The 23,274-nt window shown below is 35.3% G+C and carries 18 protein-coding genes and 1 riboswitch; of the genes, 13 read left to right on the top strand and 5 right to left on the bottom strand.

Features of this window, described 5'->3' with window-relative positions; translation table 11 throughout:
* Positions 1-210: IS3 family transposase (locus D1Z92_RS12105; RefSeq protein ID WP_164931601.1), on the top strand; the 210-nt coding region annotated here is incomplete at its 5' end.
* 678 nt (positions 211-888) lie between these two features.
* On the opposite strand, the gene D1Z92_RS12100 is transcribed toward D1Z92_RS12105, so the two are convergent.
* Positions 889-2,025: a DNA cytosine methyltransferase gene (locus D1Z92_RS12100; protein ID WP_164931600.1), complete on the bottom strand. Its 1,137-nt coding sequence runs from the start codon at positions 2,023-2,025 to the stop codon at positions 889-891.
* 196 nt (positions 2,026-2,221) lie between these two features.
* Here D1Z92_RS12100 and D1Z92_RS12095 point away from each other — a divergent pair, with 196 nt between their 5' ends.
* From D1Z92_RS12095 to D1Z92_RS12060, 8 genes are all read left to right on the top strand, one after another.
* Positions 2,222-5,335 (top strand): ATP-binding protein, encoded by a 3,114-nt coding sequence (locus D1Z92_RS12095; RefSeq protein WP_128895936.1) that lies wholly within the window; start codon positions 2,222-2,224, stop codon positions 5,333-5,335.
* Between the two features lie 3 nt (positions 5,336-5,338).
* Positions 5,339-7,225 carry a response regulator receiver domain gene (locus tag D1Z92_RS12090; protein WP_128895935.1) on the top strand — a complete coding sequence of 629 codons (1,887 nt, stop codon included), beginning with the start codon at positions 5,339-5,341 and terminating at the stop codon, positions 7,223-7,225.
* Between the two features lie 557 nt (positions 7,226-7,782).
* Positions 7,783-10,458, top strand: coding sequence for a cation-translocating P-type ATPase (locus tag D1Z92_RS12085; protein ID WP_128895934.1), 2,676 nt, complete (start codon positions 7,783-7,785; stop codon positions 10,456-10,458).
* 433 nt (positions 10,459-10,891) lie between these two features.
* On the top strand, positions 10,892-11,893 hold the full coding sequence (locus tag D1Z92_RS12080; protein ID WP_128895933.1) for a siderophore ABC transporter substrate-binding protein: 1,002 nt from the start codon (positions 10,892-10,894) through the stop codon (positions 11,891-11,893).
* 20 nt (positions 11,894-11,913) lie between these two features.
* On the top strand, positions 11,914-12,930 hold the full coding sequence (locus D1Z92_RS12075; protein ID WP_128895932.1) for an ABC transporter permease: 1,017 nt from the start codon (positions 11,914-11,916) through the stop codon (positions 12,928-12,930).
* Positions 12,927-13,982 (top strand): iron chelate uptake ABC transporter family permease subunit, encoded by a 1,056-nt coding sequence (locus D1Z92_RS12070; RefSeq protein WP_128895931.1) that lies wholly within the window; start codon positions 12,927-12,929, stop codon positions 13,980-13,982. Before D1Z92_RS12075 ends, D1Z92_RS12070 begins: the two co-directional genes overlap by 4 nt.
* On the top strand, positions 13,979-14,731 hold the full coding sequence (locus tag D1Z92_RS12065; protein WP_128895930.1) for an iron ABC transporter ATP-binding protein: 753 nt from the start codon (positions 13,979-13,981) through the stop codon (positions 14,729-14,731). Before D1Z92_RS12070 ends, D1Z92_RS12065 begins: the two co-directional genes overlap by 4 nt.
* A 312-nt stretch (positions 14,732-15,043) precedes the next feature.
* Positions 15,044-15,466, top strand: coding sequence for a hypothetical protein (locus D1Z92_RS12060; protein ID WP_164931599.1), 423 nt, complete (start codon positions 15,044-15,046; stop codon positions 15,464-15,466).
* A gap of 154 nt (positions 15,467-15,620) precedes the next feature.
* Here D1Z92_RS12060 and D1Z92_RS17340 read toward each other — a convergent pair whose 3' ends face one another.
* From D1Z92_RS17340 to D1Z92_RS12050, 3 genes are all read right to left on the bottom strand, one after another.
* Positions 15,621-15,785 carry a hypothetical protein gene (locus tag D1Z92_RS17340; protein WP_164931598.1) on the bottom strand — a complete coding sequence of 55 codons (165 nt, stop codon included), beginning with the start codon at positions 15,783-15,785 and terminating at the stop codon, positions 15,621-15,623.
* 45 nt (positions 15,786-15,830) lie between these two features.
* Positions 15,831-16,499 (bottom strand): O-methyltransferase, encoded by a 669-nt coding sequence (locus D1Z92_RS12055; RefSeq protein ID WP_128895928.1) that lies wholly within the window; start codon positions 16,497-16,499, stop codon positions 15,831-15,833.
* A 305-nt stretch (positions 16,500-16,804) separates the two neighbouring features.
* On the bottom strand, positions 16,805-18,082 hold the full coding sequence (locus D1Z92_RS12050; RefSeq protein ID WP_128895927.1) for a polysaccharide deacetylase family protein: 1,278 nt from the start codon (positions 18,080-18,082) through the stop codon (positions 16,805-16,807).
* Between the two features lie 209 nt (positions 18,083-18,291).
* Positions 18,292-18,404, top strand: a riboswitch (TPP riboswitch).
* Between the two features lie 101 nt (positions 18,405-18,505).
* Here D1Z92_RS12050 and thiC point away from each other — a divergent pair.
* Complete coding sequence (gene thiC / locus D1Z92_RS12045) at positions 18,506-20,278, top strand: phosphomethylpyrimidine synthase ThiC (protein WP_240666713.1); 1,773 nt, start codon at positions 18,506-18,508, stop codon at positions 20,276-20,278.
* Between the two features lie 49 nt (positions 20,279-20,327).
* On the opposite strand, the gene D1Z92_RS12040 is transcribed toward thiC, so the two are convergent.
* Positions 20,328-20,525 (bottom strand): hypothetical protein, encoded by a 198-nt coding sequence (locus D1Z92_RS12040; RefSeq protein WP_128895925.1) that lies wholly within the window; start codon positions 20,523-20,525, stop codon positions 20,328-20,330.
* Positions 20,526-20,841: 316 nt separating this feature from the next.
* On the opposite strand from D1Z92_RS12040, the gene D1Z92_RS12035 reads away from it, so the two are divergent.
* From D1Z92_RS12035 to D1Z92_RS12025, 3 genes are read left to right on the top strand one after another with little or no spacing between them, the layout of a single operon-like run.
* A complete protein-coding gene (locus D1Z92_RS12035) occupies positions 20,842-21,630 on the top strand; it encodes a transporter substrate-binding domain-containing protein (RefSeq protein ID WP_128895924.1) in 789 nt (262 codons plus the stop codon).
* Positions 21,631-21,660: 30 nt separating this feature from the next.
* Positions 21,661-22,326, top strand: coding sequence for an amino acid ABC transporter permease (locus D1Z92_RS12030; protein WP_206099753.1), 666 nt, complete (start codon positions 21,661-21,663; stop codon positions 22,324-22,326).
* Positions 22,313-23,035, top strand: coding sequence for an amino acid ABC transporter ATP-binding protein (locus D1Z92_RS12025; RefSeq protein WP_128895922.1), 723 nt, complete (start codon positions 22,313-22,315; stop codon positions 23,033-23,035). Before D1Z92_RS12030 ends, D1Z92_RS12025 begins: the two co-directional genes overlap by 14 nt.
* Positions 23,036-23,274: the final 239 nt, after the last annotated feature.

Raw genomic sequence — 23,274 nt, 5'->3', positions numbered from 1 at the left:
CATATTAAACGATCTTTAAGTGCCAAGGGTTGTCCTTATGATAATGCAGTGGCCGAGGCCACTTACAAGATATTTAAAACAGAATTTGTAAGGCATTATCATTTTGAAGCTGACTATGTGCATTGGTATAATTATATTCGGATTCATGGAACACTGGGCTACATGAGCCCTGTTCAATATAAACGAGCTGACCTTAAAAAAGTTGTCTAGTTTTCTGTTGATAATCCACATTACAGTAAAAAAAACTAACGGTTAAAGCTAGTGGTAGAATATTGAAAAAGGATATGACCATATTCGCGAAAAGGTAACCGATCAAGAAATCATTCATCATATGTACAGGAAAAAACAATCCACCGATTAAGATACTTTGTAATGTTTTATGTGTATACAAAAATACGTATTAACAATCTTTTATAAACAACAATCTAGTTATGAAAAACAGTATAAAGCACTCATCAAGAAAGTCATGGCAGATATGGTGCGTTTTAAGCACATTACTTATGGAAGCAAAGGTTACAATAACCTTAAAGCATGTACAAAGAATTATGTTTCGTGCATTCATTCGATCTATTATCAAAAAAAATAGCGTCCAATTCATTCAAAAAGCTAAGTAGACGCACGAAAAAACTTATGAATCAAAATTTTGAAACTAACACCAATAGTGAAAAGTGGATAGCAGTTATTAAGTATATTCATATAAGACAACAAGGCTGGTGGTACTTTCTTTCTGTGCTGGATTTACATAGCAAAAAAATAGTAGGCTATTTATATAATTTTCACAAACATTGTGATGGAGACACTAGAACATGCTATTCATGTATACCAAACAAATGAGAAATATATTTCTATCTGTCACAGCAATTGTATAATATAAATACTTTTTAGAATTCAAGCAGTAGTGCCTGAACTTAATAAATCCTCGTAAATTACTTTTATAAATGCTTTAGCAAGATTGACAGGAACAGCATTTCCAATTTGAGTAGCTTTTTTTTCTATTGATCCTTTGAAAATATAATCTTTAGGAAATGTTTGTATAAGAGCTGCTTCACGTAAACTAATTGCGCGATTTTCAACAGGATGACCAAATCTACCTTTTGATAAAGAGACACAACCACATGTAATGGTGGGGGAGTAGTTGTTGTAGTCCATTCTCCCATAAACATCACCATAACTGACCTTTTTTTTCTTGTGACAATTAAGCCACAACTCTTCAGGCCAAGAGTTTCTGCTCCCTCCATTATGAGGAGTAGCGTTGAGTCTCTTAATGTTCAAATTAGAAAGATTTCTAGATGTATGTAATTCATCTTCTGGATCAGTTTCTCCTGCATTTATTGATTTTAAATTGTATGGTTTGAGATAGTTCCCTAAAAGAGGTGCAACCTCATGTTCTGGCCAAACTTTTAGTGGTTCCATTATAATTGGTATTCCCTTCTCAGTTGTTTTTAAAAATGCACTAGTTAAAGGGAAGTAGTTGATTTTTTTTCCTAGTAATATTAGCCTCTTCCTTTTTTGAGGTACATTATAATTAGCAGCATTTACTACCTCAAACCTCAAATGATATGAAGGTTTTGTTTTATTTATAGGATACCCATCAACATCAATATTAGATAATTTTTTCAACAATAATAAAAAATATTTATGATTCACTATATTTCCTACATTCTCAAAGAAAATATATTTTGGATGAAAATAATGACTTACTCGAAGTAAATGAAATATTAGTTTATTTCTATAATCAACTTGATCCTTGCTTTTTTTTCTTGAATGTCTTGAGAATCCTTGACATGGTGGTGTAGCGATCAATAAATCTAACTGTCCAAGTGAAAGATTAGTTTTATTTAAAAATTCTTTTTTTGTGATTCTATTTATATCTTTTGTAATTAGGTGTGCAGAACCGTGATTTTCTGCATAGGTTTCAGCAGTGATTGGATCAAATTCTACTGCACATTGTTTTTCAAACTTATTTTTTAAAGCTTCGGAAGTTCCCCCAACTCCGCAAAATAAATCTATAGCTGTAAACTTCAAAGGATGTACCTCCATCTCAATCAACTAAAAGTTTTACTACTATTTATAGTAACAAAAATTTTGTGCAAAAAACACTGTTAATAACTAATATAAACAGGAAAAATATAAACAGGAAAAATATAAACCATGTAGAATTATATATATTTAGAACCGAGTTTATCTGACAATTTTTTAATTAAGTTGGGGAGAGAATCATATGGCTAATTTTAAAACCAAAGCACGAGCAGTTGATTTATTAGGAAAACAGCAAGTTCGTGACGAAGTAACAGCTATAACAGAGTTGTTAAGAAATTCATATGATGCTGATGCTAATGAAGGACTTATAAACATTGATAGCAACAATGATTGTATAACTATATCGGATGATGGTGACGGTATGGATAAAAGTGATATCGAGAATAAATGGCTTATATTAGGAACTTATTCCAAGAAAAGCAAAAATGTAGTTAGAACCAAAAAAAATCGAGTGAAAATTGGGGAGAAAGGTATAGGAAGATTGGCTATATCTATTTTAGGAGATCAACTTCTAATTATTTCTAAAAAAAGATTCGCTAGTGAAGACCCCTGGGTAGTTCTATATTTACATTGGGAACTATTTAGAAACGAGGATTTGTATATCGAAGATATAGTTATTCCTGTAAAAAGCTTTAAATCTTCAGATGATTTAATTTACTATTTAACTAATAATTTACAAGAACTTAAAAATATAATGATGTCTAATTTTTATCATAAAGAAAAATGGGATGATAATCTATACACAAGAGTTATATACGATGTGAAGAATTTTAATATTAACGATGCAATATTAACAAAAATTCGACAGATGGATAGACAGGGTGGTGGAACAATCTTTTATATAAAAGCCTTGGAAAAAACATGGGATTGGACAATTTATAGTAATGTGAAAATTGATTCAACAAGTGCTCTTAAAAGAAAGCAAAGACTAAAAGATGTGTTATTTTCATTCTATAATTTTATTGAGTTGTTTGAGAATCAACTCGAAGAAGATAATAACTCTCTATCTAGAAAATCTGAACAAGATATGTTTACTCCAAGAATACACATCAATGGAGTTAAACTTGAAAATGAGACAGCGCTCAATTCCGATGATATTCTTTTATATGATTTCGCGTTACGTGGAACTATAATAAATGGTGCTTTTGATGGTTTTGCATATATGGGAGTTCAAAAGAAGGCTGAACATATACAAGTTTCCAAAGATATTTTAACAAAAGGAATTGTATACGGAACCGACGATTGTGGTCCAATAAAAATCAAATGGTTTCACGTAGAGGGGACTCCAGCATTATCTTGTATTCCTAAAGATCAGCATAAGCAGCTTACTGAAAAATTAAAAAAAGTTGGTGGCTTATATGTATTCAGAGATGGACTAAGAATATTACCATACGGAGAAACAAATAATGATTTTTTAAACGTGGAGGAACGTAGAACTATCAGAGCGGGTACATATTTATTCAGTTTCAGAAGAATGTATGGGTACATAGAAATTAGTAAAGAGGGTAATCCATACTTAATAGACAAATCTAGTCGTGAAGGGTTTGTTGAGAATAATCACTTTCAAGTTTTTCAAAATTTATTAATGAATCTACTGGAGTGGTGGGCTACTGATTATTTAGGTACAAAAGATGTTAATGCAGAAGGTAGACGTGAAAAGTATATAAACGAAAGGAAAGAGGAGTCTAGATTTCAAGAAGAGCGAGAGAAGGAAGAAAAAAATGAAAAACAATATTTTAAAAAATTAAATACATGGATGAATAACATAGAAAGTGATCTGTATAAAAAAGGAAAAGTTATAAAAAACAAACTCATATTAACAATAAAAAAAATTGGTGAAAAAACGGTTGCACTTGGTGATACTTCAATAGAATCTGTATTATTAAGTATAAGATCCGAAACAAACAGTTATATTAATGAGTTTGACAGCTTAAAATGGGTAGTGAATAAACGATATAGTCATGAATATGATTCACTTGATATTATAAATAAATATAATAACAACATTGCCAAATTAAAGAAAAATTACAATAATTTTATAGAAAATGAAATTGAGAAACTGTTAAAAAATAAGCAACAAAGAAATGTTAAAACAAATTCCAATTCTAATAATCAAAAAAGTGAAATTATAAATGAAATTGATAACAAAATAAATCAAGTAAACAATATATATGCCTCACAAATAAAAAATGTGGACACTGAAATAACAGATAAGAAAAGTGCCCTAACAACTTCAATCAAAGATATAGTTGGGGCAATAGTAAAAGACGAATTAAATATTACAAAAATAGAACATGAAAAATATAAAAAAGAATTCTTAGATCAGTATATTATAGAGTTAGAAAACATGAGATTAAACATTAGTAACTATTCTACAAATATTCATGATGATAAAATTTTAGAGGTTCGTAACTTATTAAATAAATCAGAAGAAACTAATTCATTAATTTATAATCACATTTCTAATTATCGAGACTCTCTAGAAAACTCTTTAGTCCTAAATGAATTGAATATATTATTGGAACGCTTTATGCAAAATCTTTTGAATAAAGAGCGATGGAGTTACGATGATCAATTGATTGGACATTTAAAACAAGAGTTAACTACTTATAGAGATTTATCAGCCCTTGGTTTAGCAACTGAACTCACTGATCATGAGTTTAATTCTATTTATTCAAAAATTAGTGATCAATTTCAAATATTAAAAAAATCATTAAGACATACTAAAATTCTCCCTTTAGTAGAAAATACATTTTTAGCTTTCAAATCTTTAGAGAAATTGCATGAAAGAATGAGTCCATTATATCGGCAATCAAGACATAGACGTAAAGAGATAAATGTAAAGAAATATATAGGTGATACTTTAAAATTTTTTGCTTCAGATATTAAGAAATACAATATAAAGATAATAAATGATATATCTGAAGACATGACGATAAAAGAAGCGGAAGTAGTTTTGTTTGCTCCTTTTATTAATTTAATTTCAAACTCAATTTATTGGATGTTAAATCAAGAGATAAAAGAAATTCATTTTTACAATTCTAATGACCACCAGTATGTATATATTCACGATACAGGTATCGGAATAAAAGAAAATGATGCTGAAAGGGTTTTTGAACCATTTTTCTCTAGAAAACCGGATGGTAGAGGACTAGGATTATTTTTGTCGCGTGATATGCTCAAATCAAGAGGACATATAATAGGATTATTAACCTCAGGCCAAGAACTTAGACATCATAGAGGAGCATGTTTTTACATTTTGTTTAATCAAAAAGCACTTCAATTTGGAGGTTAGTATATGCAATCATCAATTATAGAATCAGCAAAAGATATTGTAAAGGATTATTTTAATAATGCTGTTATTATCGACGACGAATTTGGTAAAAACACTTTAAGTGAACAACAAACACCAATTGTGATAGGTAATGATGAAATAGATTTTTCTGTAATAGATTCTAATACAATAGAATTTGTTGATGGTATGAACGATCAAGTTGCTGTTACCAAAGAGAATGAACAGCGATCAGATAGCTATGGATCGGATGATGTTTTTGAACGGTTCATAAATGATGGAATTATAACTTATCCTTACTGCTATGATAAGACAATAGATATACAACAAAATCTGTTAAAAATTCAAACTGTACTAAGTAATGCAAAGATACTTATAATTGATTGGCAAATGGAAGAGAACAATGGAGTACACCCTGTAGGGACAGCTGCCAAAAACATTTTGAAAATGTTTACAGATGATAAAAGTGGATTAAAATGTGTAGTTATATATACAAAAGAAAATAAAGAGGAAGTACTAAAATCAATATCACATGAGTACAATATTTTGGATGAAAAATCATTCTTTTTTCAGAATCCTAAAGAAGATGGTACATCTTCTTTGTTTGGGTTTGTTATGAATAAGATGGTATCTCCAGATAATCTTATGGGTAATATTGCCTCAGTACTTATAAAAGATAAAAGCACAACATTACATTTTATGGAATGTGCTCAAAAAATAAATAATAACATCCATAAAACTATACAAAAATTTAATGTCTCATTTGAAAAAGTGCTTTTTTCTCAGATACTTACTTCAGAAATAGCAAACAATGAAATAAGACCTTTCATTAATGACACATTATTATCAAGTGTGCTTGTTGATGACAATACTAAGTTTTTTAGAAATCATTTTTTATTTGAGAGAAAAAAGGAGAGACTTATAATAGCTCTGAAAGATAAAGGTTATATAGAAAAAGAAACAACTGATTATTTATTTGATATGTTATCTATTAAGTTGAATGAGTTGAAAGACCTTAAAAAAAAGCTAGTTGATAAAGAATTTGTTGAAACGTTGGTTGAGAAAATAGCAAATAGTGAAATTAACTGTTTGGAAAAATTCCAATTCTCCATAAGGGAGATATGTAAAGAGACCTTTGAATGGAATGGTAATAAACTAAATAAATACGATAAACAAATTGTGTTATTACTTATACTATGGGAAAGCTATATTAGTGAATCTAATGGAGCAGAACATTCAAATAAAGAAGATTTCAAAAAGTCTTTTTTGAAAGAAACGGTTTATTTTACCAGAATGATGAAATTTAATATGATGGATGAAAATAATAATATTGAAACAGGAACAATAATAGCGAATAAAGTTAAACCACCTCGTATTTTTTTTAATAAAACATCTCGTACTATTACATGGAAAACTAATCACGATAAGAAGGAAGTTCGTATAAAAAATATCTCAAAAAATAATATAAAATGCAAGCAGTCAAAAGTTTCTATCATGGAGAAATATATGTTATGTATTACTCCTTTGTGCGATATAGCAAATAACAAAGTTAAAGGTAACTTGAAATTTATTATAGGATACAAACAAAAGGAAGTAGTTGAAAATGATTTGAAAAATAATAAAGAAAATGCTCATTGGTCAGCTATACCAGAATATGAAGGAAATAAATTAATTTTTATTAAATGGGATTTTTTCAATGTACACACTTTAAATAATAATGAAATTGAACACAATTTAATGGATGGTAAACTTAGAAAAGTTGGAACATTAAAAAAGGAATACAGTCAGAAAATAATTAATAGATATATTTCATACCAATCACGTGCTGGTGTGAATGAAATGTTCTATAAGGAATCAAACTATATAAAAAATTTCTTAAAATTTGTAAAATGATCTTCCTAGCTATGTTAGACAAAAATGATAATTTTGAAATTTGAAAACAAAACTTCGTTTAAATATTAGTTTTTTTAATCTTTCAAGTATTTACTGCTAGGGCCTGTTTATAAGAAACAATGGGGTTTCCGTTTGCATTGATAATTATTTGTAGAGATTGCTTATTTGTTAAGCATATTAGACACCTCACTGGAACCATCAATAATTTTGTATGGTCATTGAAAAATTATAATATTGAGAACTGCTTTTTAATTTCATATGCGTTTAACAAACGAAAAAATTAGGGAGTTATATTTAGTAGCTAGTAATTTGCTCCATATTTTTATTTTGGCATTTATATAATGAAGAACTGAAGCTTATTATAACTCCCTGTACATACTGGATTTTCTATAAGACTATAATCCCTCCCCCAAACCACCCTAATCACCCAAAATCACATTTCTTGTTATAATAAGGCAAATATTAGACAACCTATATATAGATTATTCGTCTACAAAGTCAGAGCATGGACTGCAGTGAAATCACTTGTTCAACTTAACGGGAAAGTAGGGGGTCATATGTGGTTTACCAAAAACGTACAAGAAGTGACAAATGAACTAAAAACTTCTCCTCACGATGGACTCACACAGCAAGAAGCGGAAGAGCGATTGAAGAAAGAGGGACGGAATGAGTTTACAGAGAATCAGAAGCCAACCGTTCTAAAACTCATTTGGGAGCAAATTAACAGCATCCTCATCTACATCCTTATTGCTGCTGCTGTTATTTCCGCAGTGGTTGGTGAAATTGCCGATGCGATCATTATTTTTATCGTTATCTTACTTAATGCTGTCATTGGTGTCATCCAAGAGTCTAAAGCAGAAAAGTCATTAGAAGCACTGAAAAAAATGTCCACACCGAAAGCAGTCGTCAAGCGTGACAACGTCGTACAAGAAATCCCATCGGAAGAACTTGTACCTGGTGATCTCGTATTGATTGATGCAGGTAGATACATTCCAGCAGACATTCGGCTCACAGAAACAGCTAATTTGAAAATCGAAGAATCTTCGCTTACTGGCGAATCGTTACCAGTGGATAAAGAAGAAAACTGGACAGGCGAACCAGATACCCCATTAGCAAATCAACAAAATATGGCCTTTATGTCCACACTTTCTACTTACGGAAGAGGAGAAGGGGTCGTGGTAGGCACTGGTATGCAGACAGAAATCGGGAAAATTGCTGGCATGCTGAACAAGCAAGAAAAAGAAATGACGCCGTTGCAGCGGAAATTAGCAAGCTTAGGGAAGTTTTTAGGTATCGCTGCTATCGCAATCTCGTGTATTATTTTCTTTATCGGTTATCTTCAAGGTCGAGAAGTGCTGGAGATGTTCTTAATTTCCGTAAGTCTCGCTGTTGCTGCGATACCAGAAGGATTGCCAGCCATTGTAACGATTGTGCTAGCACTCGGCGTACAGCGAATGATTAAGCGCAATGCTATTATTCGTAAATTACCCGCAGTAGAAACGTTAGGGGCGGTTAGCGTCATCTGCTCCGATAAAACAGGAACATTAACACAAAATAAAATGACGGTTACTCATTTTTATGCTAACGGTGCGTATGAGAAATGGGAGCCAGAGGCTATACAACAGTCTTCCACAGATACTTCAAAGCAGCTATTTTTACATGCGATGGTGCTCTGTAACGACGCGGTGGTGACGGAGGAAAAAGAAGCCGGTGACCCAACAGAAATTGCTTTAGTTCGTGCGGGATTACAAGTGAACAAAGACAAAAGGGAGTTGGAACAGACGTATGAGCGTATGTATGAAATTCCTTTTGACTCTGAACGAAAAATGATGTCTACCGTGTATCAAGTGGATGAAGACCTTACTTTGTTTGCTAAAGGCGCGACCGAAAGTTTACTACCGAGAGCGTCTCATGTGCATGTGAATGGGGAAGATGTACCGATAACGAAGCAGCATATTCAACACATCCATGAAGCGGTGGACAGCATGGCGAAGGAAGCTTTACGTGTACTTGCCATTGCGTATAAGCCATTACCTTCAGATGTTACATTAGAACCTTCTATTGAAGATAAAGATCTTGTGCTGTTAGGACTAGTGGGCATGATAGACCCTCCTCGTGAGGAAGCAAAAGATTCCATTCAACAGTGTAAGCATGCAGGCATCAAGACGGTCATGATTACAGGGGACAACCCGAAAACAGCTTTAGCTATTGGGAAACAGCTTGGTATGGTGGATCATCACGATGAAGTGATGACAGGCCAACAGTTAGAACAAATTAACGATGAAGTTTTGCAAGAAAAGTGTAAAACGATGCATATTTTTGCTCGCGTCTCTCCAGAACATAAAGTGCGAATTGTACAAGCATTAAGGGCAGAAGGACATATCGTTTCGATGACGGGTGACGGGGTGAATGATGCACCTTCATTAAAACAAGCTGACGTTGGTGTTGCGATGGGACAGAGTGGTACGGATGTGGCCAAAGGGGCAGCAGATATCGTATTAACGGATGATAACTTTTCTACGATCGTGTCTGCTGTAGAAGAAGGCAGAAACATATATCAAAATATTAAAAAGTCCGTGTTGTTTTTGTTATCTTGTAACTTCGGTGAAATTGTAGCTTTATTTATCGCCATTTTGTTAGGTTGGCCTGCCCCTTTAACCGCAATACATATTTTGTGGGTGAATCTCATTACAGATACGTTCCCAGCGATCGCCTTAGGTGTAGATCCAGACGATCCAGACGCGATGAAACATCATCCAAGAGATCCGAAAGAAAATATATTATCTAAAAAAACAGGAATCTACACCGTATTGAACGGAACATTGATCGGATTGCTTACGTTAATTGCGTTTATGGAAGCGTTGAGATGGCAGACGGGGGAGAGTACGTTTTTTTCTATTGATTTTAGTGCCTTAAGTGACAGTCAGCTCATATACGCACAAACCATGGCGTTTATTACGTTGAGTGTTTCACAGTTATTCCACTCTTTAAATTTGCGTCATACGAGGAAATCTATATTTCAGGTCGGATGGTTTAGCAACAAATATTTAGTGGGAGCCATTATATTAGGGATAGGAATTCAATTCGTGCTCGTGGTGACGCCTATTTTTAATGACATATTCAACATTACGTTGTTGTCGCTGCAAGATTGGTTGTTTATCATCGGTTTGTCAGCGATCATGGTAGTGGTAAATGAACTAGCGAAACTGTTTTATCGTGTAGCAAAAAAATAGCGTGATGATGCATGCAAGTGAGGATAAAAAATGATGATGGAAAAAGTAGCGGAATGAGTGCCGCTGCTTTTTTTCGTGAACACGAAACTTGAATATGAAACATGAGCCATAAAAGATGAAAAGGATACATTGCACACGTTTTTCGTCCGCCTTTTTTACAATTTTTCGGCATCTAAGTAAATAAATAAAAAATAATGAAATGTCATCATCTATAATTATGGGTTGACAATACCGCTTTTATTTAGTAAATTAATATGGCAATTGATATTGATAATTATTATCAACGCGATGTGTTATAGCTATGCACTATGAAAATTGAGTTTAATAGGATTGAAATTAGTATTGAAATTAGTATCAAGTAAAAAAATGTATGATCAATACATAATCATTTAGTTTTTAAAAATTACAACATGAAATGGAAGAGGTATAGGAAATGAGAAAATTTAAATTAACTGTTTTAATCATGTCGGTTTTCGCTTTAATATTAGCAGCATGCTCAAGTGCAAGTAATGAAACTGAAACAAGTGAAGAAGTAATGGAGTCAACAGAAATTTCAACAGTTGAAATTACAGATGCTCATGGAACTGTTACAGTTCCTGCAAATCCTAAGAATGTAGTTGCTTTGGATAATAGAACGTTTGAAACTTTAGCTGATTGGGGAATTGAGTTAGTTGCTGTTCCAAAACCGATCATGTCATCAGATTCACAATATGTAACGGACAGCAATGTTCAAGATGTTGGGAGTCACGGTGAACCAAATCTTGAAATCATTGCTGCCGTAGACCCTGAACTTGTCATTATTGGTCAAAGGTTTGCAGGGTATTATGAGGATATAAAGAAATTGGTACCAAATGCTGCTGTTATTGATTTAAATTTTGACGTTAACAGTGAAAATAGTGCTCAAAATTTAATAGATGGATTTAAAGAAACTACGCTTGCTCTCGGAGAAATTTTTGAAAAAAATACTGAAGCTGAACAGCTGGTATCTGAGTTGGATCAAGCGATCGAAAAAGGAAAGTCCGCTTATAAAGAAAACGATACAGTAATGAGTGTTATCGTTTCTGGTGGAGATATTGGTTTTTCAGCTCCTTACACTGGACGAGTCTGGGGACCATTGTATGAAATTTTTGGATGGACACCGGCACTAGAAGTTGACAACAGTTCTACAGATCATCAAGGGGACGAAATTTCAGTTGAAGCTATTGCACAAAGTAACCCAGATTGGATTTTTGTATTAGATCGTGATGCTCCTATATCTGGTATAAATGAAAAAGTTCCTGCTCAAGATGTTATTGATCAGTCACCAGCTCTTCAAAATACAACGGCTGTTTCAAATGGACAAATTGTTTATGCACCAATGGATACTTACTTAAATGAATCAATACAAACTTTTATAGAGTTGTCTAATAGTATTGCCAATGCTTTTGCTGAGTAAGATATAAAGGAGTTTAACTAGTGCGAAAAAATACTATTACCGGGATTGAGCCAAACTCTCAATCCCGGTTTTATTATCATAATAAAATATGGACTAAACCTTTTATAATAGCTGTTATGGTTGTTATTAGTTTGTGTATTATCTCTCTGTTTACTGGTGTTTATGATATACGTGGACAAGCAGATGGAATGGAAATGTTTTTTATCACTCGTGTTCCAAGAACGATTGCATTAATGCTTACAGGGGCTGCTTTAGCGATGGCAGGACTCGTTATGCAACTTATAACACGAAATCGTTTAGTTGAACCTACTACAACAGGAACTTTTGAGTGGGCAGGTTTGGGTCTCCTCGTTGTCTACTTATTATTTCCTGCACCAACGATAGTGCTAAGAATGACGGGTGCCATTATTTTTTCTTTTATTGGAACTATGATTTTCTTTTTGCTGCTAAGAAGAGTTAGACTTCGTTCCTCGTTAATTGTGCCAATCATTGGTTTGATGCTTGGAGCAGTAATTTCTTCCATTTCTACTTTTCTGGGTCTTTTTTTTCAAATGACGCAAGTGATAGAAGGATGGTTTGTAGGATCATTTACCTCCGTGCAAGTTGGAAGGTATGAATATTTATGGTTCATTGTGATTGTTACGATTCTTGTCTTTATTTATGCGAATAGATTGACTTTAGCTGGTCTAGGCGAGGATGTTGCAACAAGTGTTGGCGTAAATTATAATTCGCTCATTCTTCTGGCGAATGGTCTTATTGCTATTGCTGTTGGTATTGTTGCAGCTGTTATTGGTAATCTTCCGTTTTTAGGTTTAATTGTACCTAATATTGTATCTATGATTAGAGGAGATAATATTAGAAGTAATCTGCCTTGGGTATGTTTGATGGGAATGGGGACCATCACTTTTTGTGACATCATTTCCCGCTCCATTATAAAACCTTTTGAAGTTCCTGTTTCTTTAATTCTTGGAACCGTAGGATCAGTTGTATTTATTATTATATTATTGCGACAAAGAAAACCAAGGAGGCTAAGATGAACGCTTTAGAATATAGAAATAATGACGACGTAAACTTTAGCCTTCATACTAAAAAACGATCAGCAAGTAGTTTCCGCACTAGGAAAGATGAAAGACGCTATTGGATACTGCTAATATTGTTGACCACTTTGGGTCTTCTTTTTTCATTAGGTCTTTTATTTTATAACAATCCAGTACCGGTAGATTCGCCGTCTTTTATCCCTGTTGTGGAAAGGAGAGTGGTAGCTGTTGTTGCCATGCTCATTGCTGCAATCTGCCACAGCTTGTCGACCGTTGCTTTTCAATCTATTACCAATAATAGAATTATAACTCCTTCTCTATTAGGATATGAGTCACTTTACTCTACCATTCATACAAGTACCATGTTTTTATTTGGTGCTGGTACAATGGTTAGTTTTAGTGGAACGGGTCCTTTTTTTCTTCAGGTAAGTCTTATGGTCTTGATGAGTGTAATCCTTTATGGATGGCTTTTGTCTGGAAAGTATGGAGAATTACAATTTGTGCTTTTAATTGGCATTATTATTGGCACGGGGTTAAATACTGTGTCAGCATTTATGAGAAAACTTCTTTCGCCATCTGAGTTTGACCTTTTGCTAACTAGAATGATAGGTTCTGTTAATAATGCGAATCCGGAGTACTTTCCAATTGTCATTCCATTAGTTATCATTATTGGATTATTACTCTTTGGTTTTTCAAATAAATTAAATTTGTTGATACTTGGAAAAGAAGTATCGACTACGTTCGGTTTAAAATATCAAGCTAATATCATGTATACGCTTGTATTGATTGCTGTGTTGATGTCCATCTCAACCGCTTTAGTTGGGCCACTTACTTTCTTTGGATTTCTAGTTGCTATATTAAGTTATCAAGCAGCACCAACTTATAATCACAAATATATTTTTCCGATGGCTTTATCGATAGGGTTCTTTGTTTTAACAAGTGCATATTTTTTAATGTACCATGTATTTAATGCTCAAGCTGTTTCTGTTTTTATTGAATTTTTTGGTGGTATTGTATTTTTAATTGTGATTCTAAAGGGGAGGTCACTATGATAAAAATTAATAATGTTAAAAAGATGTATACGGATCAAGTGAAAATTGGACCTTTGGATATTGAGATACCAAAGTCTGGTTTCACATCTTTAATTGGACCAAATGGTGCTGGAAAGTCTACGACACTTTTGATGATCGGAAGGCTTCTAAGTATGGATGAGGGTCAAATTATGATCGCAAATATGGATGTATCCTCCTCAAAATCGACGGACTTAGCGAAGATTGTGACTATTTTACGGCAAGAAAATCATTTTGTTACGAGACTTACTGTCAGACAATTAGTTGGATTCGGACGTTTTCCTTACTCGAAAGGTAGGTTAACCAAGGAAGATGAGGAAATTATCTCAAAATACATAGATTTCTTAGACTTGACTGATATAGAACATCGATATTTAGATGAGCTTTCAGGAGGTCAAAGACAAAGAGCATATGTTGCAATGGTTTTGTGTCAAGAGACGGAGTATGTCCTGTTAGATGAGCCTCTAAACAATCTTGATGTCGCTCATTCTGTCCAAATGATGGAATATCTGAAGCAGGTTGCCAATGAATTTGGACGAACCATTCTGATTGTTATGCATGATATTAATTTTGCTGCTAAATATTCCGATAGAATATGCGCGATGAAAAATGGTCAAATTGCTGCTTTTGGAACAGTAGAAGAGATGATGAATCCAGAACTTTTGACCAATATTTTTGAAACGAAAATAGAAATTATTGATGGTCCTTATGGGCTTATGGCTGTATATTAGTCACTAGTTACTATGTTCTAGAAAATGGAAATACCTCATTAAAGTATGCAAATGTGGATGAAAAATAATGATAGAAAAAGGTGGTGGCTTGCCGCTGCTTTTTTTTGCGTGAACAAGAAACATGAATACGAAACATAAACAAGAAACATGAACAGAAAATATGAACATGAAAAATAAATCTCAGCGAATTACATATAGAGGAAATATAAAACATATTATGCTTTCATTATGTTAAAATGGAATAGGTTTTTTTGAAAATAGAGAGTGTACGTTACATATCTAAAAATATGATAAAGATGAGGAGTTTTGATGGTGTTAACTTTTATTTACCTTGTAGTATTGATGGTACCGGCCGTTCTTTTATTCTTTTGGCTGCAAGCATTTGGATTTGCTTTACCTACAAAAAGATCCTCTATTGGCACAGCCTTTTTGTCTGTTGTATTGTGGATACCTACGTTATTGATCGTCGTTTTTACATATAATATTTTAGCCGTATGTATAGAGTTGTATATGGAATTATTCCAGCAATATGTTGGATTGCATTATGTCAATACTTTGTATAGTCTAGATGGGCTGTTGTCCAGTTTCGTGTTCATCACTTTTTACTTTGTTACTAATGTATTTTATAGTTTTTGGGTTGCTAAACTGTTTGTGAGATTTTATCCGAGAATATTAAAATTAGTAAACAAAACAAGACAATCCAGGGGATTACCAGACTTAACAGACGAAAGATAGAAACATAAATAAACTTACCCCATGGTAGTCATTCAGGCCACCCCACTAGTGCAATGTTCACTCTAACTTTTGGGGTGTAGACTACATCAGGGTAAGTGGCAAAAAACCATCATGTTAACTTCTGTTAGCTCCTGCTATCTCATGTTAGCTCGTGCTATCTCATTTTAAGTAATATACCGAATAGCAATAAGATAATGAGAATGTTTTCTATGTGCAGTAATAACGATGGCGATATGATTCTACTTACTATCATTAACGTTGGAATGGAAATAATAATTAGGACGAAAAACAATAACTTTCCGGAGTAAGAACGACGCATGAATCGACCTCCCTAAGACCCTACTAAGATCCTCCTAAGTACCTTTTAAGATTTCACAACTCCGATTAAAAATCCATCGTAACCTTTTGAACCGACGGTTTGTATAGCCGTGGATTCTATTCTATCTTCTCTGGACATCATATCCATTAAATCTCTTGTTGCCACGATTCCTTCATCTTCACTGTGTGGATCAATAACTCTCCCGTTTCTCACGACGTTATCTGCGATAATGACGGCACCAGGTGTACATAATTTGAGTGCCCATTGTACATAGTTAGGGGAGTTCACCTTATCTGCATCAATAAAAATAAAATCAAAGTTGGTATGCCCTTGTTGCTCTACCTTCGGCAACGTGTCGAGTGCTGCTCCGACCATGATGTCTACTTTATCACCTAATCCCGCTTTTTCGATGTTTTGCTCTGCCACTTGTGCGTGCTTTTCATCGTATTCCAGTGTAATCAACTTTCCGTCTGCTGGTAAAGCGCGTGCCATCCAAATGGAACTAAAGCCACCCAGTGTTCCGATTTCTAGTATGTTTTTAGCACCACGCATTTTGGCTAATAAGTATAGTAGTTTTCCTTGGTTTGCAGACACATCGATAGCTGGTAATCCAGCTTCCTGATTTGCTTCCAAAACATAATCTGTTGCGTCATCTTGCGCTTGTAACTTACTTGTAAAATAGTCGTCAACTTGTTTCCATTGTTCCGTTGCCATTCTATCTCCTCCATAAGCATATGCTCAGTTTATATTTTATTTTGATCATGAACCTACCTTCATCATCACGAAGGCTCATCTGTATTTTAACATTGCATGGCAAGTGCTGTAACATGCTTGTTATCACTAAGCATAAGATGAAGAAATTTCTGCATCAACCTTTGCGCCTGGCAACAGAAGCGTAAACTTATATCTCAGTTTTTCTCCAGTTTATACATATGTTGAATGTTGAATGAACTTGTTCAACCATCTTATATCGGTTTATTCGTATGTACAGGAAACTATTCCATATTTCATCCATAGTTCTATTGATATTTCTCAAACAACGCTTTTCGAGACATGGTAATGATTTTGGGGTGTAGTGGTTTGGATTGATTTTTCAATCGTTTGACTCCTTGTGGGTGCACGATCATCATCATCCATTGCAAATATTTTTTTGTCCATGTTCCGAATATATTGTCAGGTAAATCTTGTGTCGTAAAGCCGAGCCGCGTTGTTCCTTGGTGTACCATCGTAATGCTATATAAGCCTTTCACATCTGCAAATTGTTCTTGGTCGATGTAGGCTTTAATTTTAGGCAGCAGTTGCTTTGTTCGTTGAATGAGTTGCACAGAAAGTTGGATGATAGAGGTTGAATGTTTGCCGAGTTCATGTAGCATCTCGTTGTTTAAATGCAGTTCAACAATTCGATCTCCCTTGCTGAGCATATCCCCGTTTTCAAGCAGGATGTTTCCTTTTCCGCTGTAAGGACGTATACGAATTTGTATAAATTTATTTTCTTCGTCTACCGGCGTGATGTGTATCGTCTTTAATATGGCTTTATCCCATAGCAGCCACGTTTTCACGACAATTTTTTTCCATAGCGGGATAAATGGCTGCTGAACATGCTGTAGTTCGTCCAATCTAACAAACGGGACGGTATGTTGTAACTGTTCTAGTGACTGTGCCAAACTGCGTAGCATGTATGTCGGTGCTTGTTTTTTTGCTCCAAATGTTTGATCACTGTCATGCAGGACGACGATGTCTCCTTTTTTGAATTGCTTCACTAACTGTGCGGAGCGTTTCGCGACATCCTGCTCCCCCCATTTCCAATCTCCAAACATTTTAGACCACAACACGATATGAAATTGTTTGCTTATGCTGTAATCGAATAGGTTCAGTAAACCCCATGGCGGACGGTACAATGTAGGTTTTTCCCCTGTGATGTTGTAAAGGATGTTTGCTGTCTTATGAATGTGCTGTTCACGCACTTGTTTCGGTAGTAACATCCAGTTCGGTACATGGGTGTAGTTATGGATGGCAAGCAGATGGCCTTGCTGATGGATGTCTCTTATGATTTCGGGATGTTTTTCCGCTTTTTCCCCCAGTACAAAAAAAGTAGCTTTGATGTTGTGTTGGTCTAGTAGGGTCAGTAGTTGCGGTGTATACGCTGGATCTGGTCCATCATCAAAAGTGAGCGCAACGCCTTTTTGCTGCTTGTCTTTTTTCAGCACCCCCATGGCAAAGACGCGGCTAAATAGGAAGGGAACCATACTATAGGAAAGTGTTACTGTTAACGGAAATATCCAAAATAGATGTATCATAGGCTAATCGACATATACGAGCGTACATGTCTTGAGGCACTCCTTTCTGATAAAGACATATCATTCCATTTTATATGTTGCTCAATTCATGACATCGTTATAAGGGGGATAACTCAAAATCCAGTTATTTTTTAAAAAATTGGTAAGTATTCTTTTCAAACATAGGAGCATGTGATATGATCGAGTTGAAACATTTAACTAAAGTTATGAATAACTACTAGGGGAGCCCTTGATGTTGGGCTGAGATTAGAACGACTGCGTTCTTAAACCCTCGGGACCTGATCTGGATCATACCAGCGTAGGAAAGTAGTTCTTGTCTATATATTTATTTTATATACAAGAGCAGTCTGCTCGGCATGTATACATACGCTGAAACAATCAGGTCCTCCGAAATCATTATATGGTTAAAGGAGGATTTTTATTTTGTTGCAAAAAGAAAATGTTGAAATTTTATCTAGTTTTTCTGGCAGTAAAAAGAAATATGTAGAGGGGTCACGTCAAGATATTCAGGTGCCGATGCGTGAAATTTCCTTAGAGCCAACAAGTGGGACGCATGGGGAAGAAGTAAATGAACCTGTCGTTATTTATGATACAAGTGGACCATATACGGATGAACATTACGAAGTAGACATTCGTGCTGGTCTTCCTAAAATTAGAGAACAATGGATTCTAGAACGAGAAGATGTAGAAACATACGAAGGTAGGAAAGTGCAGCCGAAAGATAACGGCTTTAACAAGGAAGGGCAGGATACACAAGTCGCTGTATTTCCTAACTTAAAACATAAACCGATGCGCGCAAAAGAAGGTAAAAACGTCACGCAATTGCATTATGCAAGAAAAGGCATCATCACGCCAGAGATGGAGTTTATCGCCATTCGTGAAGGTGTCTCCCCAACATTTGTCCGTGATGAAGTCGCGAGTGGAAGAGCGATTATTCCTTCTAATATTAATCATCCAGAAAGTGAACCCATGATTATAGGTCGTAACTTCCATGTGAAGATCAATGCGAATATTGGAAATTCCGCAGTGACTTCTTCCATTGAAGAAGAAGTGGAAAAAATGACATGGGCTGCTCGCTGGGGTGCAGATAATATTATGGATTTATCTACGGGTAAACATATTCATACGACGCGCGAGTGGGTCATTCGTAATTCACCAGTTCCGATCGGAACCGTTCCTATTTATCAGGCGCTGGAAAAAGTGGATGGCAAACCAGAAGATTTAACGTGGGAAATATATCGTGATACGCTCATTGAACAAGCAGAACAAGGTGTAGATTATTTTACGATACATGCAGGTGTGTTGCTCCGATACATCCCGCTTACAGTAAAGCGTATGACAGGTATCGTGTCACGCGGTGGCTCTATCATGGCTGCTTGGTGTCTTGCTCATCATCAGGAGAGTTTTCTTTATACGCATTTCGAAGAGATTTGTGAAATTATGAAAGCGTATGATATTGCTTTCTCTCTTGGAGATGGATTGCGTCCTGGTTCCATTGCGGATGCGAACGATGAAGCGCAATATGCAGAGCTAGAAACCCTCGGTGAGCTGACAAAAATAGCATGGAAACACGATGTGCAAGTCATGATTGAAGGTCCCGGACACGTACCGATGCACAAAATTAAAGAAAATGTAGATAAGCAGATGGAAATTTGTCAGGAAGCACCATTTTATACACTCGGCCCACTTACTACGGATATCGCTCCCGGTTACGATCACATTACATCGGCGATAGGTGCGGCGATGATCGGTTGGTTTGGTACTGCGATGCTTTGTTATGTAACGCCGAAAGAGCATTTAGGATTGCCAAATAAAAATGATGTGCGTGAAGGGGTTATTACGTATAAAATAGCTGCTCATGCTGCGGATTTAGCGAAAGGGCATCCAAGTGCACAAAAACGAGACGACGCGTTGTCGAAAGCACGTTTTGAATTTCGCTGGCGCGATCAATTCAATTTATCCCTCGATCCAGAAAGAGCGATGGAATATCACGATGAAACCTTACCAGCAGAAGGGGCGAAGACAGCTCATTTTTGCTCTATGTGTGGTCCAAAGTTTTGCAGTATGAGAATTACGCAAGATATTCGTGAATATGCAAATGAAAAAGGATTCGATCAAATCGAATCCGCAGTAGAAGATGGGATGCAGCAGAAGTCCCGTGAGTTTAAAGAAAGTGGAAGTAAAATATACACTTAGTATTTGATCATACTGTTCTTTTACTATTCTTACTATATAAGATGAAAACTCAGTTAATGGAATGAGGTGTAATGTCCTCTAGCCTTGTTTGTTCAAAAGCCTCATTCATTAACTGTAGTTGCGTCAGTTTTTGCGTCTCACTTAACTGAGTATCTGTAATGATAGATTTAGACGCAAAATGATAAGTATGGTCATTCAATCCCGAATCTTGAAATAAGTGTAAGTAAAATTGTTTATCGTCATTCATATATAACACCTCCATTTTTTTTCCTTATTTTAGTTTTTCTTTAAAAAATAAAAATTATACTTATTACCTCTATTCATCATAAGATGGTCAGCACCGATGTACACCCGTAGCGTACATTGGTGCTTTTCTTTTATCTCATTATCAAGCTGCCCTTACCTCGGTTATAAGCAATAGATGAAAAAGTATGCAAATGGACAAAATTTCTATTTTTTTTAGGTATCTTTTGTTTTTACTTTTTGTTATAATAAGTTTGCTATTTTTTTATAAACATAATGTGAATTGTATATTTAAACATCAGATGTGGGGAGAGATTACGATGAAAAAGAAATATTTTTTAATGACGACATTCATGCTTGCAATCATGTTGATGTTCACTGCGTGTGGACAATCAGACGATGCATCTAGTGAAGAGACGGATCAAGGAACAGCGCAAAGTGAAGAGACCAATGTGATGATTATGGGAACTTCAGCAGACTATCCACCATTTGAAGATGTGGATATTCAAACAGAAGAAATCGTCGGAATCGATGTAGATATTGCGAAAGCAGTGATGGAGGAACTCGGTTACGAATTAGAAATAAAGAACATGGATTTTAATGGACTTATTGCAGCATTGCAATCGGAGCGTGTGGATTTTGTTATGTCAGGGATGAGTGTTACGGATGAGCGAAAAGAGTCTGTAGACTTCTCAGATATGTACTTTGAAGCAACGAATACGATTGTAACAACAGTAGATGCAGATATTGCTTCTTTAGAAGATCTAGCAGGTAAAAAAGTGGGCGTCCAGCTTGGTTCTTTACAAGAGACAAGAGCAGTAGAATTAGGCACGATAGAGGACATTGTTAGTTTAGATAAAATACCAGCATTAATCCAAGAAATAAAGTCCGATCGTATTGATGCCATTATTATGGAAGATTCGATTGCAAAAGGTTTTGTTGCGGCTAATGAAGATCTGCAAATGATCGCGATTGAAGGTGAAAAGGCAGACGGTTATGCGGTTGCTTTCCCTAAAGACGCTGAACTTACGGCGGAATTCAATGCAGTGTTGAAGGATATGTTAGATAGTGGACAGATTGATGAGATTATTCAAAGTTGGATCAAATAACGATTCAATAATTAAACAAAAGGACTATGAATAGACATGAATTTTGAAAAAATATATGAGTATACAGAATTTTTGCTGGCAGGAACAAAAGTCACGTTATCTTATACGGGTTATTCCATGTTATTTGGTTTTACGCTTGGGGTACTTCTTGCGTTTTTAAAAATTCAGAAATACAAGCCACTTCAGTGGCTTGCTTTTATGTATACTTCCATTTTTCGAGGAACACCGCTTTTATTACAATTATCGCTTATCTATTTTGCAACACCGCAATTACTTGACTATGATATTACGGCTTTTCAAGCGGGCATTATTGCGTTCAGTTTGAATTCAGCAGCGTACATTTCAGAGACGATTCGTGGTGGAATTAACGCAGTGGATAAAGGGCAAGCCGAAGCTGCTTTATCTTTAGGCGTTCCTTATCGCTCCATGATGATGCAGATTATATTGCCGCAAGCCTTTAAAAATACGTTGCCAGCACTCGTGAATGAGTCTATTAATTTGTTAAAAGACACGTCGCTACTTTCCGTCATTGGAGCGATGGACTTGATGCGAAGAGCACAGGTTGTTGGGGCGAAAGAGTATATTTATTTTGAACCACTATTGTTTATAGGTGTAGTATATTACGTGCTCGTGATGGCACTGACGTTACTATCTAATATATTGGAAAGGAGACTGCGTCGAAGTGATCAGCATTGATAATTTGTCCAAACATTTTGGCAAACAGCAAGTTTTATTTGATATTACAACGGAGATTGGCACAGGAGAAGTTGTCGCGGTGATTGGTCCTTCTGGCTCAGGTAAGTCAACCTTTCTACGCTGTATGAATTTATTGGAGATGCCTTCAAGTGGCACCATTATGATCGATGGTCAAAACATCACAGACAAGAAAACGAATATAACGAAAGTAAGGCAGAATATCGGGATGGTATTTCAACATTTTCATCTATTTCCGCATATGACGGTATTGAAAAATATGATCTATGCGCCGATGAAAGTGAAAAAAGTATCTAAAAAAACAGCAGTGAAACAAGCGATGGAGCTGTTAGAGCGAGTCGGATTGAAAGATAAAGCAGAAAGTTATCCGTCTCAATTATCTGGTGGACAGAAGCAGCGTGTAGCGATAGCAAGATGTTTAGCTATGGAGCCAGACATTATGCTGTTTGATGAACCGACCTCCGCACTAGACCCAGAGATGGTGAAGGAAGTGCTTGAGGTGATGAAAGGATTATCCCACACAGGGATCACGATGGTGGTCGTTACGCATGAGATGGGATTTGCTAAAGAAGTGGCAGATCGTATTTGTTTCATGGATGGAGGTTATTTGTTAGAAGAAGCACCTCCAGCACAATTTTTCAGCAGTCCGCAAACGGAACGGGCAAAGCAATTTTTAGATAAAATATTGTAAGCCTTTGGATTGGTGTTTATTGACATCGATCATGGAAATGTTTATGATGAGAGTAACAATTGAAGATCTTCCTAAAGGGGAGTAGCTTTTACAGTAAGGTCGTCATTACGGAGCATATGCTCTCGGCTTTACTGGCAACGACTCAATGTTGTTAGCAAGACCTTTACTGCTGTGTAGAGGTTTGTGTAATGGAGCGCACACCTTTGCCAGTCATGGTAAAGGTTTTTTTGCATGGTTGG

This window comes from Longirhabdus pacifica, assembly GCF_004115085.1.
Lineage (GTDB): Bacteria > Bacillota > Bacilli > Paenibacillales > DSM-105158 > Longirhabdus > Longirhabdus pacifica.
This window is presented reverse-complemented; position numbering and strand designations above follow the sequence as displayed.

Excerpts from the sequence above, each read along its gene's own strand:
- D1Z92_RS12095 (WP_128895936.1), top strand. The coding sequence starts at position 2,222 with ATGGCTAATTTTAAAACCAAAGCACGAGCAGTTGATTTATTAGGAAAA.
- D1Z92_RS12090 (WP_128895935.1), top strand. The coding sequence starts at position 5,339 with ATGCAATCATCAATTATAGAATCAGCAAAAGATATTGTAAAGGATTAT.
- D1Z92_RS12085 (WP_128895934.1), top strand. The coding sequence starts at position 7,783 with ATGTGGTTTACCAAAAACGTACAAGAAGTGACAAATGAACTAAAAACT.
- D1Z92_RS12080 (WP_128895933.1), top strand. The coding sequence starts at position 10,892 with ATGAGAAAATTTAAATTAACTGTTTTAATCATGTCGGTTTTCGCTTTA.
- D1Z92_RS12070 (WP_128895931.1), top strand. The coding sequence starts at position 12,927 with ATGAACGCTTTAGAATATAGAAATAATGACGACGTAAACTTTAGCCTT.
- D1Z92_RS12065 (WP_128895930.1), top strand. The coding sequence starts at position 13,979 with ATGATAAAAATTAATAATGTTAAAAAGATGTATACGGATCAAGTGAAA.
- D1Z92_RS17340 (WP_164931598.1), bottom strand. The coding sequence starts at position 15,785 with ATGCGTCGTTCTTACTCCGGAAAGTTATTGTTTTTCGTCCTAATTATT.
- D1Z92_RS12055 (WP_128895928.1), bottom strand. The coding sequence starts at position 16,499 with ATGGCAACGGAACAATGGAAACAAGTTGACGACTATTTTACAAGTAAG.
- D1Z92_RS12050 (WP_128895927.1), bottom strand. The coding sequence starts at position 18,082 with ATGATACATCTATTTTGGATATTTCCGTTAACAGTAACACTTTCCTAT.
- D1Z92_RS12040 (WP_128895925.1), bottom strand. The coding sequence starts at position 20,525 with ATGAATGACGATAAACAATTTTACTTACACTTATTTCAAGATTCGGGA.
- D1Z92_RS12035 (WP_128895924.1), top strand. The coding sequence starts at position 20,842 with ATGAAAAAGAAATATTTTTTAATGACGACATTCATGCTTGCAATCATG.